The sequence below is a fragment of the Pseudoalteromonas rhizosphaerae genome (assembly GCF_902498845.1).
Lineage (GTDB): Bacteria > Pseudomonadota > Gammaproteobacteria > Enterobacterales > Alteromonadaceae > Pseudoalteromonas > Pseudoalteromonas rhizosphaerae.
In genome coordinates this window covers 34,244-52,686 of the sequence record NZ_CABVLM010000004.1, presented here as the reverse complement: position 1 = coordinate 52,686, position 18,443 = coordinate 34,244, and the positions used below count along the sequence as shown (strand labels likewise).

Below are 18,443 nucleotides of genomic sequence, written 5' to 3'. Positions count from 1 at the left end.
GTTACAAGTCCATTTCAGTCATGCTGCTATCATCAAGGGCTTTACTAATATCACGGCCGCTCACTATATCGCTCACAACAGTAACCTGAGGCTGACTTTGCTCGGTACTTGCTGCTCGCGCTGATAATAAATCGTCAATTCGTAGCGCTAATTGCGCCACGCTAGGGTAGTCAAAAATATCGCCTACCGTCACCCGTACTTTAAATTGCAGATTAATTCGTGACACAAGCTGCATAGCGAGTACAGAGTTACCACCACAATCAAAGAAACTTTCTTGGGTACCTAACACTGCAACCTTAAGTAATGCTAAATAATGTTGCAGTAAGCTCGTTTCAGTCGCGCAGCTGGGGGCAATACGTACTATTGCCGATTGCATAGCCGCAGTCGGAAGCGGTAATGCTTTCGTGTCTAATTTTCCATTTGGTGTGGTTGGCCACTGCGTTAACCAACAGATTGATTCTGGCACCATATAACTTGGCAATGATTGTGATAGCACACGACGTAATTCACTCACACTCCAAACACTTTCCAAACTGTCGTCCTCAAGGCTATAAGCACATAAACTCGGCTGGTCGTGATTGTTTGGTTTGATAAAAACACGTACATCTTGGTTCGCAAATAACAAGCGCAGGTGGTGTTCAATTTCACTTAATTCAATACGATGCCCGTTTAGTTTAACTTGTTGATCTAACCGCCCTTGTAGTTCAATACGGCCATCGAGTAAACGCCTTGCACGGTCGCCAGTTTTATACAAACGCTGATGCGATTGACCATTAAAAACATGACTAACAAAACGTTCAGCTGTGAGTGCTGGTTGCTGTAAGTAGCCAGTCGCTAATCCTAAACCACCGATCCATAACTCCCCCCACACGCCAATAGGTAGAGGTAAACATGGACTTTGTGCATCCTCAGCCATAACATACAAGCTCGTATTAGCAATTGCTGAACCTATCGTAATATCATCACTGTGCTGAATATGGCTAATTGCAGACCAAATGGTGGTTTCGGTTGGACCATACATATTCCATAAATCCCCCTGCTGCGACAGCACCGCCTGAGCAAGTGCTGGATCAAGCGGTTCGCCACCACACAAGACCTTGATACCAGCTAAACAATCAGGTGCTGCATTTATTATTAATCGCCATAACGTCGGAGTCGCTTGCATAATAGACACTGGGAAATGTGCTATTAGATCGGTAATTGCATATGGGTCACTGCATGTTTGCTCACTCGCAAGCAGTACATTAGCCCCAACAATTAAGGGCGAAAACAGCTCTAACATCGCGATATCAAATGCAATAGTGGTAACTGCCAACAAGCAATCGGTTGGCTCTATTCCAGGCTGTACCGTCATAGCGAGCAACAGGTTTTGCAGCCCTTGGTGATTAATTTCCACACCTTTAGGTTGCCCCGTTGAGCCCGATGTATATATAACATAAGCGGTTGATAAAGGAGCAATAACGCGATCTGGATTACTGCTTTGCAAGCCTGTAAGTACCACAGTATCAATATCTAATACGGGCAATTTGTTGCTCGCAATAATTGGGCTACTATCACTAAAACTGTCACACAACAGTAAATCAGCTTGTGCATCAGCCAGAATATATTCAATGCGTGCTTGCGGAAAAGTAATATCGAGTGGCAAAAATGCAGCCCCCGTTTTTAATACCGCTAATAAGCTAATAATCAGCTCCGCACGCCTTGGTAGTGCAATTGCGACTAAGCTGCCGCCCCCAATACCTTGCTCAATAAGATAATGGGCAAAGGTATTTACTCGTTGATTTAACTGTGAATAGTTAAGGCTTTGGCCATCACAGGTAATAGCAATATTGTCAGGGTATTGAGTCGCAGCATATTCAAATGAAACGATACAAGAATCGACACAAAGTTGTTTATCAACACGCTCACATTGTTCAGTAACCAGTGTCGCTATTTGTAAATCATCTAACAATGAACAGTTCGCACTGTTTAGTTCGTCTGTCCCAACAGCGTTGCTAAACAACCCTATTAACCCAGATAACCAATGATTTACCTGTTCATATGTAAATTTATCTTGTTGATATTCAAGGGTGAGTGACCAACTGTTAGCAAACTGAGTTAAGTTACAACTTAATTGGAATTGGCTATAACTGGTGTTGCTTGGCATGGTATTTAATTGCAATTCAGTAAATGCCGGTAAGGCAGTAACTTTATCTAAATTAAATAAAGTATTAGGTAAATTAAGCGATTCATTTGCTAACGCTGAATAAGGGAAATGTTGATGTTCAAATGCAGTTAATAATTCAGATTGCACTGTTTTGATTAACTCTCGAACACTGCTGATGTTTGTAACATCAATGCAAATTGGTAAAATATTCGTGCAATAACCGACTAATTCGCTATCGGAAGATTCTGCGCTATCAGCTTGAGGGAGTAATTGTCGATCAGAGCAAGGGATCCCAACGGTGATCATTGACTGCTGGCTAAGCTTACTTAACCACGCTATATATAACCCCAATAAAGTGGCAAATTGACCGCAGCCCTGCTGTTTAGCCAGATCAGCAATATTTCCTTTGGTGTGCTCATTAAGCTCAACAGTCAATACCGATACTGCATAGTTCGTTGTCGTTGCAATCGCAGTGTTTGTTGGTAGTTGCAACGGCATACTTGGCGCTAGTTGTGCCAACCAAAATGCCTTATCTTGCTGGTAATTAGCAGACTCTTTATAGTGGTCAAGTGCTTTAACATATGCACTAAAGTCTACCGGTGCTGCCAACGCCTCTGTTGTGTTTTTATAGTGCTGGGTGTTGTTATAGTGTTGGGCAACTTTACTCAAAATAATCTGCAACGATACGCCATCACAGAGTAAATGATGCGTAACCACACTTAAGTAAGCAGTATTATCATTTTCTCTTAGTAGCGCAAAGCGACATGCAACTTCATTATTAAAATCAAAAGCATGGTAACGTAACTCCTGCAACTGAGTTGCTACAGCGATATTATTATCTGAGTGTTGTAGATTAATAACTAACAATTGAGGACGATGCTCAGCCACTAACCTATGGCAAAGCGTATCGCTATCAATTGCATACTGTAAAATAGTGCACTCGCGTACTGTTTTATCAACTGCGGTAACTAAGCGACTTATATCTAACTGACCTGTTAATTTAAGTACGGCTTGTAAGTGATACGCAAAAGCCCCCTCAGGTGACTTTGACGCTAAGGCAAGTAATTGCTGCTGCGCCTCGGTCAATGGAAATGTCGCCGCTAAGGTGGCCAAGCTCATTTTATCATCACGGTCACTACCAAAATAACCTGCCGCCTTTAAGCTCAAGGCACTGTCTTTAACTGCGGTAATAATGATCTCTATATCTGCATCTGTATGAGCTGCTGATAAAAAGCAGTTACGTCCTTCCCAAATAAAGATGCCACGATTAAGCATTTCATAAAAAAACATATCTAGATTTTGGCTAAATCTAAAACGAAATAAAGAGCTAAAAGCTTCAATTTGAATAGGGATCATTGCATCAGCAAAAAAGCGATTAAGGGTTGTTTTCAGATAACTGGTTTTATCACTTAGCCTTTGTTGTAACTGTGGTCCTTGGCGTTTAATTTCGCTTAAAACCGCTTTTGCACTGGCCATTGCCATTGGGTGTTTACAAAATGTTCCAGCAAAAAAAGTCGTATCTGCTTGTGGATAAGACTGATCACCATATTGCCATACACCACCATCAATACCGTCTAAGTAATCGGCACTGCCGGCAACAACCCCGATTGGTAACCCTCCACCAACAATTTTGCCATAGGTTGCCATATCAGCTTGGATCCCCACTAATCCCTGTACGCCGCCTGGGTGAGCACGAAAGCCGGTGATCATCTCATCAAAAATCAGTGCTATTCCATGCTCTGCGGTTATTGCTCTGAGCTCTTTTAAAAATTCCCACGGTTGTATTTCTGGGTATCTGCTTTGAACCGGTTCAACCAATACCGCAGCAATTGTATGTGCATTTGCACGAATAATTTCCAGCGCCTGCGCGCTACCGTAATCTAATACTAAGTTGTCATTAACTGCGCCTTGGCGAACACCTGCGCACATAGGCTCGATGTCTCCTTGGCCCACAGAGTGCGCCAAAGTACCATCATAATGACCATGGTATGCCCCACTAAACTGCACAATTTTGTCACGTTTTGTATAATTGCGTGCTAAGCGCAGTGCGGTCATGACCGCCTCGGTGCCTGAATTACAAAACGTCACACGCGCCAAACCAGTTAATTCGCTGATCAAAGCAGCCACTTCACACGCTAAAGGACTGGCTAAGCCTAATTGAATACCTTGATCTACTTGTTGCGCTAAGGCATCAGTCACAAATTCGGCTTTATGGCCAAATAAATTAACTCCAAAATCCATTGTAATATCAATGTATTCATTGCCGTCTATATCCCATAATCTGGCTTGCTCGCAGTGGTCTGCATAAATCGGATAAAGCATTTCCTTGCTTGATAACCTAAACCCCGCTGAGGCTCTGCAATCAGCTAAGTTGCCACGATGTTGAGCAACCAGCTTTTTCGATGCGCTGGTTTTTGCGCAATAATCAGCTTTTAGTTGTTCAAAATGCTGCTGCATAGCGGGTGACTGATGCTGCATGTGTAATTGTCTACTTTGCGATGCAGGAAGTTCTGTGGCGCGTTTATTTACGGGCATTGCAACTGTTTTTACTTGCTGCTGAGGCATATTGTCTGGCGTTACACTTGCCGTGGAGGTTATAGCACTGCCTTGTAGAAAACGTAATTGTTGCGCTGTCACCGCAGCAATACTTTGACGGCCAAAATCATTAGTTACACTCGCGGCAGCTTGCAGCTGCTGCTGGCAAATTGCCATGATAGTCTGTTGATCAAACCCCATATTGGCTGAAGAAGTTGTTGTATCAGAGTACGAAGGGTTATTCTGCTCTATAATTGCAATATCCGAGGTTAACTGGGCATCTTCAGTGTGTGGGTAAAAGTCACTATGTTGCGCAATATAATCCAATAAACTATCCACTGTGCTTAGTTCTTCGTAAAACTGGCGTACGCTAAACTCTAAGCCAAATTCTCTTTCATAGGTGCGTACGGCTTGCATTATCATTAATGAATCAACCCCCATTTCAAGTAAGGGAACATTCGTTTTTATAGCATCAACTGGTAATGATAATAAATTTGCAAGATTAGAGAGTACGATGTCACGAATAAGCTCAGTTCGTGCAACAACTTGGTTTATGTTTGTTATCGATTTATTGGCCTGCATATTTTCCTGCATTGCAGTACTTTTTAGCGCTGGTTGCTTTGCTGTTGGCACTATCCAATGTACATTTTTTGCAAACGGATAAGCGGGTAACGGCTGTTTTTGAATATTTATTTGTGGATAAATATGCGCCCAATTTAGCTCAATGCCTAGTTCAAAAATACGCCCTAAACTGGTTGCTAAACGTGCTTTATCAGCACCTTGACTGTGCAATATAGGTAAATATTCAGCATCTAAATGGGGCAAGTTTTCTTGCAATAACACCATCAAAACAGGTTTTGGTCCAACTTCTACCGCGCACAAATGCTCACGTTTATCTAACTCGCTCACGCATAAATCAATGCGAACAGGTTTAGTGATCTGCTCGATCCAGTATTGAGGTGTTGCTAAGGCGTCAGTTTCTAGCTGGCCAGTCACCGACGACAACAAGGGATAACAAGGTTTTCTATAGTTTACTTGCGCTGCTATAGCAGCAAAATCATCAAGCATCGGATCCATAAGTGGTGAATGAAAAGCACGTGCTGTGTTGAGCTGTTTAATCGTCAGATTTTGTTCTTTTAATAACTCAATGGCAATCTCAAGCGCTGAGTTTTCGCCTGAGAACACCACGCCAGAAGCACCATGATAGGCTGAAATTGCAATTTGAGTCTTGCCATTATCATGGCATTTTGTAATGACTTGCTGGGCAACTTGCTCACTACAACGCACTGCAAACATGCCCCCATTATCAGCAAGTTCATGCATGAGTTGGCCACGCGCAGCTATCAATAAAATAGCATCAGCTAACGAAAACACCTGAGCAATGCATGCCGCTGCATACTCCCCAACACTGTGACCTAATAACAGCTTAGGAGTGGCGCCAAAGTGGATCATTAATTTGGCCGTAGCATACTCAACCGCAAATAAGCCGACTTGAGTCCAGTTAGTTTGTTCTAAAAACTGTTTATGGCTTTGCTGATACAGAACCGTTAGCAATGACTCGCCGAGTCTATCGCCAAGTAAATGATCACATTCATCAATCGCGTTTTTAAATACAATTTGCGTATCATACAATTGTTTTGCCATTGCCGGATATTGCGAGCCCTGACCAGTAAATAGCATTACTAACTCATAATTTGTCGCAGCTTTATCATTTTCAGCCGCACTTAAATGTGAGGTTGTATTTAAGCCACGCATCGCACGTAATAAACCTGCACGATCTTCGCCGCATACGGCACGTTTTGCTTCTTTAAACTTAGTCAGGTGTGCTGCTGTGTAGATCAGCGCATCAAATTCATTATCAGATAAACTCTTTAATCTCGTTTCATAACGCGTCAGTAAATTGGCTAACGCATCTGGAGTTTTAGCTGATAACGGTAACAGGTAAAATCCCGTTTGCGAGGCTAAATCAATGGTATCGACCGCACGTTGAGGTGCACTCGCACAGATAATATGTGCATTGGTGCCACCAAAACCAAACGAGCTAACACCAGCAATACAACCATTGTCTGAACCAACAGGCCACGGCTGTAAATCACGATTAATTTTTAACGCAATTTTATGCCAAGCAATGTGTTTGTTAAGCTCTTTAGCATGAGCTTGGCCGGGTATTTTTTTATGCTGCATGCATAACATGGTTTTGATCACACCAGCAATGCCTGCACCCGATTCCAAATGGCCAATATTCGCTTTCACAGCGCCCACAGTAAGTGGCTCAGCTAATGTTTGTGGCCTATATACTTTACTCAGCGCCGATACTTCTATTGGATCACCCAGCTCTGTACCAGTGCCATGGGCTTCAACATATTGCACGTCATCTGCTGCAATTTGTGCATTAGCTAACGCCGACTTAATAACACTTTGCTGTGACAAGCCATTAGGTGCTGTAATGCCATTACTGCGGCCATCTTGATTGACTGCACTGCCTTTTAGTACCCCGTAAATAGGGTCGTTATCCTGTACTGCCTGCGCTAACGACTTTAATAATAAACATCCCACCCCTTCACTTCGTACATAGCCATCTGCGGAGTCTGAAAACGTTTTACAACGGCCATCTTTTGCAAGCATTTGCGCGTTTTCACAGGCGTTCGTTACCTCATCACTGAGGATCAAATTCACCCCGCCTACCAAAGCTTGGGCTATTTCACCACAGTGAATACTTTGCATGGCTAAATGCAATGCAACTAACGAAGATGAGCATGCTGTATCAACTGCAACACTTGGCCCGCTGAAATTGTAATAATACGATAACCGATTAGCCGCAATACTCAGCGCAGTACCAGTACCTAAATAAGCATTTTGCTTTTCATATTGCTGAGAAAGTAAGAAGTAATCATTTTGCGAGATACCAATATAAACCCCTACTTTTGCACCCGATAATTGCATCGGCGCATAACCTGCGGCTTCAATGGCATGGTAACTGGTTTCTAGCAATAATCGATGCTGAGGATCTATATGCTTAGCTTCGGTTGGAGAAATACCAAATAAATTTGCATCAAATTGTTCAATGTCACTGATGTAACCACCTAAACGGGTATTATCCAAATGTGGGCATAACATGCCGCGACTTTCGTTTGGCAGTCCAATTGCATCTTGTTGGTTACATAATAGCTGCCAAAACGCCTCTATACTTTCAGCTTCAGGGTAACGACATGCCATCCCTATAATGGCAATGTCTTTGTCCGTGCAGTCCCTTAGAGACGGAGCAGCTTCATTTAGTGTGGGTATAGCCGCGGGCATAGTGACTGCATTTGATGATATAGCAGCGGTTCGGATCGCAGCAAATTGCCATAAATAATTAGCAAGCTTTGAAATAGATGGATAGTCATATAAAACTGTCGGCTCTAACTCAATATCATGCAATTCCATTAACTCACCCGAAATACGCACCGCCTTCATTGAATCAACTCCTAAAGATTGAAATGAAGCATCAACAGCAAGTGATTGCGGGTCCATATCAACTTCCTGTGCAACGACGCTTTGCAACAAGCGAAGTAAATTTGCATGTTGTTCATCTTCAAGTGCACAGTGGCTACTGAATATATCTGCTGATTGTGGCTCAAACGTTTCGCTCTCAAAAGAACCACGCAATTGATAAAGTGGCGTTAGCTGCTGCGCTAAGTAATGACGTTTGTTTTCTTGACGTTGAATTTTTCCGCTAGATGTTTTTAATACTCGCCCAGGTTTTATCAGTACAACATCATAGGGCGTAATACCATGCTGCTCTGTAATCGCTTGGATCACATCTTTACATATCGCTTCAGGATCAAGTTTACGAACCGCAGTACGTTTTACTTGTTGCACAATGACAAGTCGCTCTTGCTGTTCGCACATTATTGAAAATGCCGCACCACCGTTATTATCAAGTGCAGCATTTGCGTTACTTACCGTCAATTCAATATCTTGTGGGTAATAATTTTTACCGCGAAAAATTAATACATCTTTAGAGCGCCCAGTGACGAACAACTCATCGCGATATACAAAGCCTAAGTCGCCAGTGCGTAAGTATGGGCCATCGTTATCATCAACATAGGCCTGAAATATTTCTTTTGTTAATGCGGTTTTTCCCCAATAACCTTGTGCAACACTTGCACCTTTGATCCAAATTTCGCCGGTTTCGCCATCAGCACAGCGTTTATTAGTGTCAGTATTAACAATGGCCATTGTATGGTTGTGCCACGTAATGCCACACGACACCGCATAATAAGGCGAGTTATCGGATGATGTGTGTAAATCACAAAATGAATCATCATCGCCATGCGTTACGTTTGTTACTTTACCTATTTGTAATTCTGCAGTGATAAGACGTAACACAGTTGGCGAGTGTGATAATTTACCACCGCTTGCAAATAAAGTTGTTTCCGCCATACCATAACAAGGAGAAATACTGTCACGGCGAAAACCACATCCTTTAAATTTCTCTACAAAGCGCTCCAACGTCGTCGCTCGAACGGGCTCCGCACCATTTAATGCAGAGCGCCAATGTGATAAATCGAGGTTTTTTAAATCAGTATCTTTAACCGTATCGACACATAAATCATAAGCAAAGTTAGGCGCACTAGAGGTTACAGCTTTAGTATCACTTAACAGTTTGAGCCAGCGATACGGCTTTTGTAAAAAGTAAGTCGGATTCATCAAAGCCGCTGGTGCACCAATATAGATCGGATGCAAAATACCAAAAATAAGACCCATATCATGAAAGTGCGGTAACCAGCTGACAATACCGGTGCTGTGATCATGACCAAAGGCTTGCTTCATCATTTCTTGATTATCGAGAATATTGGCTTGGCTAACCATTACCCCTTTTGGCTCACCCGTTGAGCCAGATGTATATTGTAGAAAGGCTAATTCGTCAGCTGCGACTTCGCAGTGCTGAAAATCTATAGTATCAATTTGATAAGTGGGTTCAGCGTCAGTGGTAAAAATAGCTAAATCAGCCAATAAAGGCTCAGCTTCAAATAATGGACGTGCTATTTCATTAATTTTTTCTGTGGTCAGTGCACCTTTCGCACCAGCATCAACAACAATAGTTCTTAAACGGTCAATATTTTGATTCTTTTTGGGAGGATAGACTGGAACAGCAACAATGCCAGCGTACATACACGCAAAAAATGCCTCCACAAATTCAAAACCAGAATTAAATAGCAATAGCGCCCTATCCCCTTGCGAAAAATGCTCCTGCAAGTGCCGAGCAATTTGCTTAGCACGTTCATCTAACTGCGCATAAGTGAGTGTTTTACAAGGTTGCTGATCGTCATAAAAATATTGATATGCAGTATCACTACCACGCGTGTTAGCTAATTTAACTAACCTAGCCGCTAAATTTATATTCATTCCATGACCTATTTTGGTTTGCGGCTCACTGCAACACCAAAGCCAAAATAAAGCTCTGCACTTCTACAGCTTGGTTGCCTCAGTGTATAAACCACTAAAATTGAAATATAATCAATTACATAGACTCATAACATTATTTAACGATTGCACATATTGTAATCCGCACAATATAAATAACGTATTGAAACTTAAAGGTAAACTAACCGCTAAAACCACCAGCTGCGCTAATCAACTGCACCTTAATTTTGCAATAACTTTCATTTAAAACTTGGTATATAAATACCAACAAATAAAGTTACTGTGATAAAAATAATTAATATTGCGACTAAGAGAGTAGTACAAAAAAACTAGACCAACATTAATAAAGCCAATAATTTACAAGTTAACACCAAAACCATCCTAAAGACGTATTTATTAATTAACCTCTATGCTGAGACTCATGTTACTTGATCAAACCCTATAGAAATATTACAAAACATTACGTTTTATTAAAAAACAATTAACCCAAAAGTGATGATTGATTTAAGGCAACAATTAGCTTTATTAGTAAATTCACTTTACCTACTTGAGCTATTTTCAGCATTTTTTGCGTGGGTATTATCGGGATCTTCAAGTTACGTGACTACATACACGGGGGGTAGATGCGAGGCAAGCATTTATAAGATATCAAACGCTCAGCTAAATCGCGCAATTTTGTTCAAGTTTTTATATTTCGATCTGCTTATACTCAAGCAATAGGTGATTAGCAAAGAGCGCGAAGCAAATGAATCAATTTCAGTACATCAACGATAAAACATTAAACCAGTTTACTTTACTTGATGCGAAGATGACCGACTTTAGCTACTCAAAACACGCCCATGAAGAGTACTCACTGGGTGTTACCTTAAAAGGTCGGCAAGATTTTTTTAGTCAAAGAGCCTTTCACAAAAGTCCAACTGGCGGAGTAATAGTATTTAACCCAGAAGACGTTCACGATGGTCACTCAGGTTTAACAGAACATCTTGAATACGTTATGCTCTATGTACACCCAAATGAATTTGAACCAATGTTTAAAGCATTGGGTTACACCAAACATGCAACGCCAAGAGTCGCTACACCTTTGCTGGCAGACCCACAATTAGCACAGCAGATTTTAGCGCTCAAACAACTTATCAGTGGTAACAATTACACAACCATTGATACCGAAAACACGCTGTTTAATATTGCTCATTCAATCATCAAACAGACAGGCTGCGCCATAGAGCCGCTGGGGCTCAGTTCAAGAAAAGACACTTTATTACTTAAAGCAAAAGACTACATTATGGCGAACTTAGGTCATGACATCTCAATTGATGATATCGCTGGTGTCGCTACTATGTCGAAATATCATTTCATTAGGCTGTTTAATGAGCAGTTTGGCCTAACGCCTTATCAATATGTGGTGAACTGTCGGATAAATATGGCCCGAAAATATATCGAATCAGGCGCACGAGCATCTCAGGTCGCATTAGATTCGGGCTTTGCCGATAACAGCCATTTAAATCGCCATTTCAAGCGTATTTATGGTTTAACTCCTAAACAATACCAATTACAACTTTCGCTCTAAACAATAAGGGATCAAAATGTTAGAAATATTCGCTTATGCAATAGGTATAATGTACACCCCTGGACCCATCAATCTGCTCGGTTTACAAAGTGGCATCAATAATAAAACCACGGCACATTTAGGCTTTTTCTCAGGTGTAGCCACCGCGATGCTAATCTTATTTATATTCCTAGGCTATGTGGGTATAGAGTTGATCCCGGCGAAAATATTACCAGTTTTAAGCTTTGCAGGTTGTTTATATATACTATATATCGCGGTTAGAATTGCTAAAACACAGGTCAATTTTAACAATCAAAAAACCACTACAAAATCGCTGTCATTTAGTAACGGCTTATGGATGCAGCTACTTAATCCCAAAGCACTGGCTGCGACATTACCCATCACCACCATTCAATTTCCAGCAGCGGATATATCAGGCATGGCAGTCATCGTTTGGTCATGTATCCTCGCATTACTAGCGTTTGGCGCTCCTGCGAGTTACTCATTAGCTGGCCATGCTATTGGTAAACATATGACAAACTCAAAATACTTTAAAATAATTAACTTAGTCATGGCTGTTTTGCTGGTCGTGGTTGCCATTGATATAGCCCTCACACACGTATTAGTACAGTAATTATGATTATTACTTCACTCAGTATGAGTGAAGTAAACAGTTAACTATCCTGCTTGAATCTCTACCTGCTTAATCTAAACCTTTTGATGAACGCACCACTGAATTCTAGCTGTTAAAAATAACATCTTGAAGATTACTTGCTGACAATTTCACATTTTTAACACTACAACCTTGCAACTAAACCTTTAAGAGTAAGCATAACGGTTATTAAAAACTCTGTTATACGTTTATATTATTTGATTACTTTAGCTCTTCAGCTAATCTATAAAAGGAATTAGTTTTTCTATATCAACCTGAACTCTGGTTAACATATGCACTAACAGGTTGATCTTATTTTATAAACTTATATTTCATATTTCCATCCAGAGACTTCCAGTGACAATAAAATGAACTTTCTATATAAAAACTTGATTTTTAAAGAAAATAAAAAAATAGAACGCTGGAAATAGATTTATTATCCACAGTTGAAATTGTATTAATAGTTAAAAAAATACTTAGTATTGTGTTCTTTACAGCGTCCCCGCCTTCACTGTTATGAATGTAATATGCCAAACCCCAATTAGAAGGTGTGATTACCAATGTTCAAAAATTTAAACTTAGGGAAAAAAATAGGTGTTGGCTTTGCAACGGTACTTTGTTTGTTATTAGTCGTTGTTGGCATCAGCATGACAGCATTACAAAAAGCCAGCACAGAAACAGATGAATACCAAAAAATAACGCAAATCACTACTCTAGCAGGTAGAATTCAGGCCAATATGTTGATGATGCGAATGTCAGCCTATCAATTTTTACGAAATAAAGATGACAAATCAATAAGCGACTTCAAAGAACGCTTTAATGCCACAGTGCAATTTACTACTGATAGCAAAAATAATATCAGCGACCCAAGAATAAATGCTGACATTAACCAAATATTACAGTTGATTAAAGAATATAATCAGGCGTTTGAGAGCGTTGTGGTATTAATGCGTGATATACAAAATGAACGTATACCTGCCCTTAGTAAATACGGCGAAGAAATGCGCCGTGAATTAGATTCAATTACCGACACGGCGTTTACTGATAACAGCCTGACTTCTTCGTATCAGGGCGCAAATGCACTAAGTTCAATGCTTACCGGTCGGGTTTTTGTACTTAAGTTTATTGAGTCGGTTAACAACAAGGACTACCAAGCTGCAATGAACTTTTTAGTCAACGATCTAAAAGGCGAGTTAGACACGCTCGATAGCAATCTACAAAATCCGCAAAGAAGAGCATCTCTTAAAAAAGCGATGCAAAGCTATAACTCATATATTAATCACCTTAAAGAGCTTAATGAGCTGTTAATTAAGCAAAACGATATTTCTAAAAAGACTTTAGACATGATTGGCCCAAAAGTCGCGAATCTAATTGAAGACATTAAGTTGGAAATGCTGAGTAAGCAAACCGCTCTTGGCACTGAATTAAAAGAGGCTATTAGTTATAGCTTCTATTTTTTATTATCAATATCGCTACTCGCTATTGTTATCGGTATTGCAGCTGCAATGATGTTATCCCGCATTATTACCAAGCCAATTCATGAAGCAGTAGCAGCTGCAAATCAGCTAGCAAAAGGTCAACTTAATATAAATATACAAAACACTGCAAACGACGAAACTGGCTTGCTACTTAATGCTATTACCAATACAGCAAACAATTTAAAAGCAATGATCTCTACGATTACAAATGCAAGTAATGAGCTTGAGTCTGCTTCACAAGAGCTTGCTGCGGTAACAGATCAAACCTCGCAAGGGATCCGCAATCAAGAATCTGAAACAGATATGGTTGCAACCGCTATGAATGAGATGACCATTACTGTGCGTGATGTAGCTAATAACGCAGCTCAAGCAGCCGATGCAGCAAATACTGCAAGTAACGAAGCCGTATTGGGTTACCAAGTTGTCAAAGAAACAATTTCCTCAATAAATAAACTTTCAAGTAATATTAATGATTCATCGTCCGAGTTAAGCGGTGTGCAACAATCTGTTGAGAGCATTAGCACGATATTAGATGTGATCAAAGCGATTGCCGAGCAAACTAACTTGTTAGCCTTAAATGCTGCTATTGAAGCTGCCAGAGCTGGTGAGCAAGGTCGAGGCTTTGCAGTTGTTGCCGATGAAGTACGTTCACTAGCATCTAGAACGCAAAATTCAACGGGTGAAATACACAACATCATCCAACAGCTACAAGCTGGCACCCAAAGTACCGTGGCAACAATGGGTATAGGTAAAGAAAATGCCTTAGCATGTGTTACTCAATCTGAAAAAGCCAGTGCAGCACTTGAGTCAATTACAAATAGTATTTCAATCATAAACGACATGAATATACAAATAGCCAGCGCCGCAGAGCAACAAAGCTCTGTCGCCGAAAGCATTAATCAAAATGTTGTCAATGTGAAAACTATTTCTCAAGAAAACTCAGTTGCAGCAAGTCAAACGAAGAGTTCGAGTGAGGATATCGCCCGTTTAGCAACGCAATTAAATCAATTGATCGTTAAATTTACTGTTTAACGTCATTTTTATATGTAACTGTGTGGTGAAGATTAATTACCGCACAGTTACAGTGCCAGCCAAAATGACTTGTAGAGCTCCATAACCCTTTACCAAATATATAGTTAGCTTGAGCTTTGGTTTAAATATTTAATAACATGTTGATTAAAAATCAATATTCGTTTTACTCTCCAGCCAGAGATAGATTTATCATCAACAGATCAGAATAATTAATGCTTGCTGTGGTCATACTGAATAAGCTAAATTACGCGCTTTTTAAACTATACTTGAGGGACTATTAAGCAGTGAGGAACTTTATGTCGGTATTCAACTGGTACAATGCGTCAATAAAGCAAAAAATTGGTGGATTATTTGTTTTTTTATTAACGTTTTTGTTTTGTGTTATTGTTTTTTCGGCCTATAAAGTAAATCAAATAGAGCGTGAAATGCGCGTAGTGGCTTTTCTTGATATTCCGTTAAGTCAGTTAATGCAACAAGTGGAATTCATAGAGCTTGAACAACACCTGCAATTTGAGCAATTTCAACTAAAAAACAAAATTGATGATAAGCCGCTCAACCCACATCAACAATTTGCTTTTGAAAAACAAAAAATAAAACAATTGCTCGATAAAGCGGTAGCAATGATTAATCACTCATTAGCATTAAAAGAAGTCATATTACAGCCTGAAGCACATCAAAAAGTGGCCACCACAATTGAAAACTATACGCAAAAAAGTGACGAGTTCGAAAACTATTTAGAAAATGTTTACCAACAAAATCAACTTACTGAGCAAGCGCGGTTGCAAGTCGAAACAATGGCAACTGAGCTAGAAAGTGCAGAAAAGCAAATAATAGCGCAATTAAATAAATTAACCTCTGATGATGCGTATTACACAGATCAGCACGAAAAAGACTTTCTATTTGTCAGCAGCTTACTCGGTATATGCGCCATCATCCTAGGCTTGCTGTTAACGACCTTTATTATTCAAATTATTTTACGTCGTATTCAACGCATCCAATCTAATATCGAAACGTTAAACTCTTCTGTTGAACACCATGAGTTACCCTTGGAACTTCAAAAAAAGATCAAAACTAAAGATGAGCTTGCAGCATTAGAACACGATATAAAAATTGTTATATCACGTTTGAATCAGGAAATGACTAGCCGTGAGGAAATTGAAAAACAATTAATAATATTAGCAACCCAAGATCGCTTAACCGGTGTATTTAACCGACACAAGTGGGAAGAACAAATAGAAAACCAGATCAATATGGCAGCACGAAGCGAATATCTATTTGCTTTAATAATATTGGATATTGATCACTTTAAACAAGTTAACGACCAATATGGCCATCAAATAGGTGATAAGTTATTAAAACATCTTGCGACACAATTACAGCCACAAATACGCACCATGGATATGCTGTTTCGTATCGGTGGCGAAGAGTTTGCAATTATTTCCCCCACACAAGATAAGCAACAAGCCCATCAACTTGCAGAGCGATTACGAGTGTATATTAGCGAATTAGATGAAGTGAGCTTACCTAAAGTGACCGCAAGCTTTGGGCTAACATGTTATCAGGCAGATGACTCGAGTTCAGTTATTTTTAATCGCGCAGATAAAGCACTCTATGAGGCAAAAGCACAAGGTCGTAATTGTATCGTAGTCGCTTAACTTGTACTGGCTGTATTAGTTCAGAGCAAATTTATATATTTAGGCTGGCTTTACACACATGTAAATACCTATGTTGATACTGTTAACTGGCAAACTCAATACAATATTCTGCCGGCTCTATTTGTACTTGAGTTACATACAAATCATTGGGTAGCTGCACATTATTAGCCATATCAGCTGAATTAAGCGCGTTGAGGTTAGCCATTAACGCTTGCCGCTTTTCGACCCACTCACTAGGAAAGCACGGATTATCAATAAAATGTGATACTGCTCTGAACTCAAAATAGATCGTTCTACGTATAGCTGAACCTTTCTGTCTACCTGATGCATGAACCGTGTTTACATGGTGAATTACCACATCACCGGCATTGGCCGTAATATCCACACTTTGTAATTGTGCAATGGATAGCTGGCGCTTTAAATCACACACACTTGCTTGGCTACAATGAGACTGCGGGATCACTGTTAACGCCCCTTGCTGCGCTATTGCATCATCTAAATACACCCCCACGGTAAAAATAGGCTCTTGAGTTCTCACCGCCATATCGCGGTGCCAATCAAATCCGCGTGCATCTAATGAATTTTTTATCACAAGTGACTCATAGCTAGGTAAAACAGCTTCGCCGATAATCGCTTCAACGTAACTCATTAGTTTGGTTTGCGCTAGCAGATGAGCAAATTGTGGCTGAAATTGAAAAAGCTCATTAACGCGATACACAAAAGGCTCATCTGCAGTTTGCATAACAGCAATATTATCAAATGGTAAACCGGCTACATAGTGTGACTGTGCTTGAGCAACCAGCTCATCACAAAAGTGCTGCAGTTTTGTGATTACACTTGGTTTAAGTACTTGTTTAATTTTTACAAAACCCTGCTGCTTAAACCGTTCAACCACTAAATTGGTTTGCATATTTAATATCTCCTTTTAATATACAGGTACTTAAATTTGTAGTCCGGCGCTATTAATAACTAAACAGGCTGTATTTCACTTGCCCAACAGTTCAGAAAAGTCATAAAAAAGCATACTAACCTTGCTCAAATCTAGCTAGCACATATTCGATGAATAATCTGACGCGCAATGGTATATGGTCACGATCCCGATATAACATAAATAAAGTGCGTGCCTTGCTTTGCCAATCAGGCAAAACATGCTGAAGCTCACCTTGAGCTATCATTGGTAATGCATAATAGTCAGGAATATAACCAATCCCCAAGCCTTTTTTAACCGCGTGTGTGAGCATTTGAATTTCATCAAGCTCTAAACGAATGCCCTTACTGGGTTGAAAATCATAAGCGTCATCATTTTGTTTATTTACTAATTGCCAAATAGACATCGGCTGGCAAATCACAGCGCTTTTTGCACATAAATCAGTGGGATGCTTAACACTGTCGGCCACCGTCTGCGAATTACTGCACAAAATAAAGTGAATATCTTTTAGTGGCCTCGCAATCCAATTATCAACCACCGTATTACCCACCCTAAACACCACATCCATTGCTTGCGCTTCAATATCAATTAAAGTATTCGAGAGCCTAATATCTAGTTGGATCTCAGGATATTGCAGTAAAAAATCATAAAAAATATCCCTTAAAAATTGCGAGCCGGCATTAATAGGTGCACTGATTATGATCTTACCTTTCGGTTGATTCTTCTCGATATGAAGATCATCATTAATGCCATCTAACTCAGCAAACAATGCACTCGAACGTTGGTAATACAGCTCCCCCATATGGGTCAGCGATACGCGATGAGCATCACGGTTTAACAATCTAAGCTGTAAATCATCTTCAAGTTGTCGAATACGACGGCTCAATGTTGATAAAGGCACTGATAAAGCCAGTGCAGCATCTTTAAAACTTTTTAAATGGGCAACAATACAAAAATAGCGTAAATCGTCTAGTGAATATCTATATTTCATTTTTGGAATCTACTCTCTTATTTTTGCTTGTTTATCCACATTATGGAAAGTAATACACTTGCCGCAACTTT

At 40.1% G+C, this 18,443-nt stretch carries 7 protein-coding genes; 4 read left to right on the top strand and 3 right to left on the bottom strand.

Going from position 1 to position 18,443, the window contains the following annotated elements; translation table 11 throughout:
• Position 1: 1 nt before the first annotated feature.
• Positions 2-10,072 (bottom strand): non-ribosomal peptide synthetase/type I polyketide synthase, encoded by a 10,071-nt coding sequence (locus tag PSR9079_RS07405; protein ID WP_149980974.1) that lies wholly within the window; start codon positions 10,070-10,072, stop codon positions 2-4.
• A gap of 763 nt (positions 10,073-10,835) precedes the next feature.
• Here PSR9079_RS07405 and PSR9079_RS07400 point away from each other — a divergent pair.
• The 4 genes from PSR9079_RS07400 to PSR9079_RS07385 all read left to right on the top strand — a co-directional run bounded on the left by PSR9079_RS07400 (position 10,836) and on the right by PSR9079_RS07385 (position 16,453).
• Positions 10,836-11,657: an AraC family transcriptional regulator gene (locus PSR9079_RS07400; protein ID WP_149980973.1), complete on the top strand. Its 822-nt coding sequence runs from the start codon at positions 10,836-10,838 to the stop codon at positions 11,655-11,657.
• Positions 11,658-11,673: 16 nt separating this feature from the next.
• Positions 11,674-12,270 (top strand): LysE family translocator, encoded by a 597-nt coding sequence (locus PSR9079_RS07395; RefSeq protein WP_149980972.1) that lies wholly within the window; start codon positions 11,674-11,676, stop codon positions 12,268-12,270.
• A 578-nt stretch (positions 12,271-12,848) separates the two neighbouring features.
• Positions 12,849-14,798: a methyl-accepting chemotaxis protein gene (locus PSR9079_RS07390; protein ID WP_149980971.1), complete on the top strand. Its 1,950-nt coding sequence runs from the start codon at positions 12,849-12,851 to the stop codon at positions 14,796-14,798.
• Between the two features lie 296 nt (positions 14,799-15,094).
• Positions 15,095-16,453 (top strand): GGDEF domain-containing protein, encoded by a 1,359-nt coding sequence (locus tag PSR9079_RS07385; RefSeq protein WP_149980970.1) that lies wholly within the window; start codon positions 15,095-15,097, stop codon positions 16,451-16,453.
• A gap of 82 nt (positions 16,454-16,535) precedes the next feature.
• Here PSR9079_RS07385 and PSR9079_RS07380 read toward each other — a convergent pair whose 3' ends face one another.
• Together PSR9079_RS07380 and PSR9079_RS07375 are read right to left on the bottom strand one after the other, a co-directional pair.
• Complete coding sequence (locus tag PSR9079_RS07380; RefSeq protein WP_149980969.1) at positions 16,536-17,363, bottom strand: phytanoyl-CoA dioxygenase family protein; 828 nt, start codon at positions 17,361-17,363, stop codon at positions 16,536-16,538.
• A 115-nt stretch (positions 17,364-17,478) separates the two neighbouring features.
• Positions 17,479-18,372, bottom strand: a complete 894-nt coding sequence (locus PSR9079_RS07375; RefSeq protein WP_149980968.1) for a LysR family transcriptional regulator — start codon at positions 18,370-18,372, stop codon at positions 17,479-17,481.
• Positions 18,373-18,443: the final 71 nt, after the last annotated feature.

Coding starts and splice junctions, on each gene's coding strand:
- PSR9079_RS07405 (WP_149980974.1), bottom strand. CDS start 10,072: ATGAATATAAATTTAGCGGCTAGGTTAGTTAAATTAGCTAACACGCGT.
- PSR9079_RS07400 (WP_149980973.1), top strand. CDS start 10,836: ATGAATCAATTTCAGTACATCAACGATAAAACATTAAACCAGTTTACT.
- PSR9079_RS07395 (WP_149980972.1), top strand. CDS start 11,674: ATGTTAGAAATATTCGCTTATGCAATAGGTATAATGTACACCCCTGGA.
- PSR9079_RS07390 (WP_149980971.1), top strand. CDS start 12,849: ATGTTCAAAAATTTAAACTTAGGGAAAAAAATAGGTGTTGGCTTTGCA.
- PSR9079_RS07385 (WP_149980970.1), top strand. CDS start 15,095: ATGTCGGTATTCAACTGGTACAATGCGTCAATAAAGCAAAAAATTGGT.
- PSR9079_RS07380 (WP_149980969.1), bottom strand. CDS start 17,363: ATGCAAACCAATTTAGTGGTTGAACGGTTTAAGCAGCAGGGTTTTGTA.
- PSR9079_RS07375 (WP_149980968.1), bottom strand. CDS start 18,372: ATGAAATATAGATATTCACTAGACGATTTACGCTATTTTTGTATTGTT.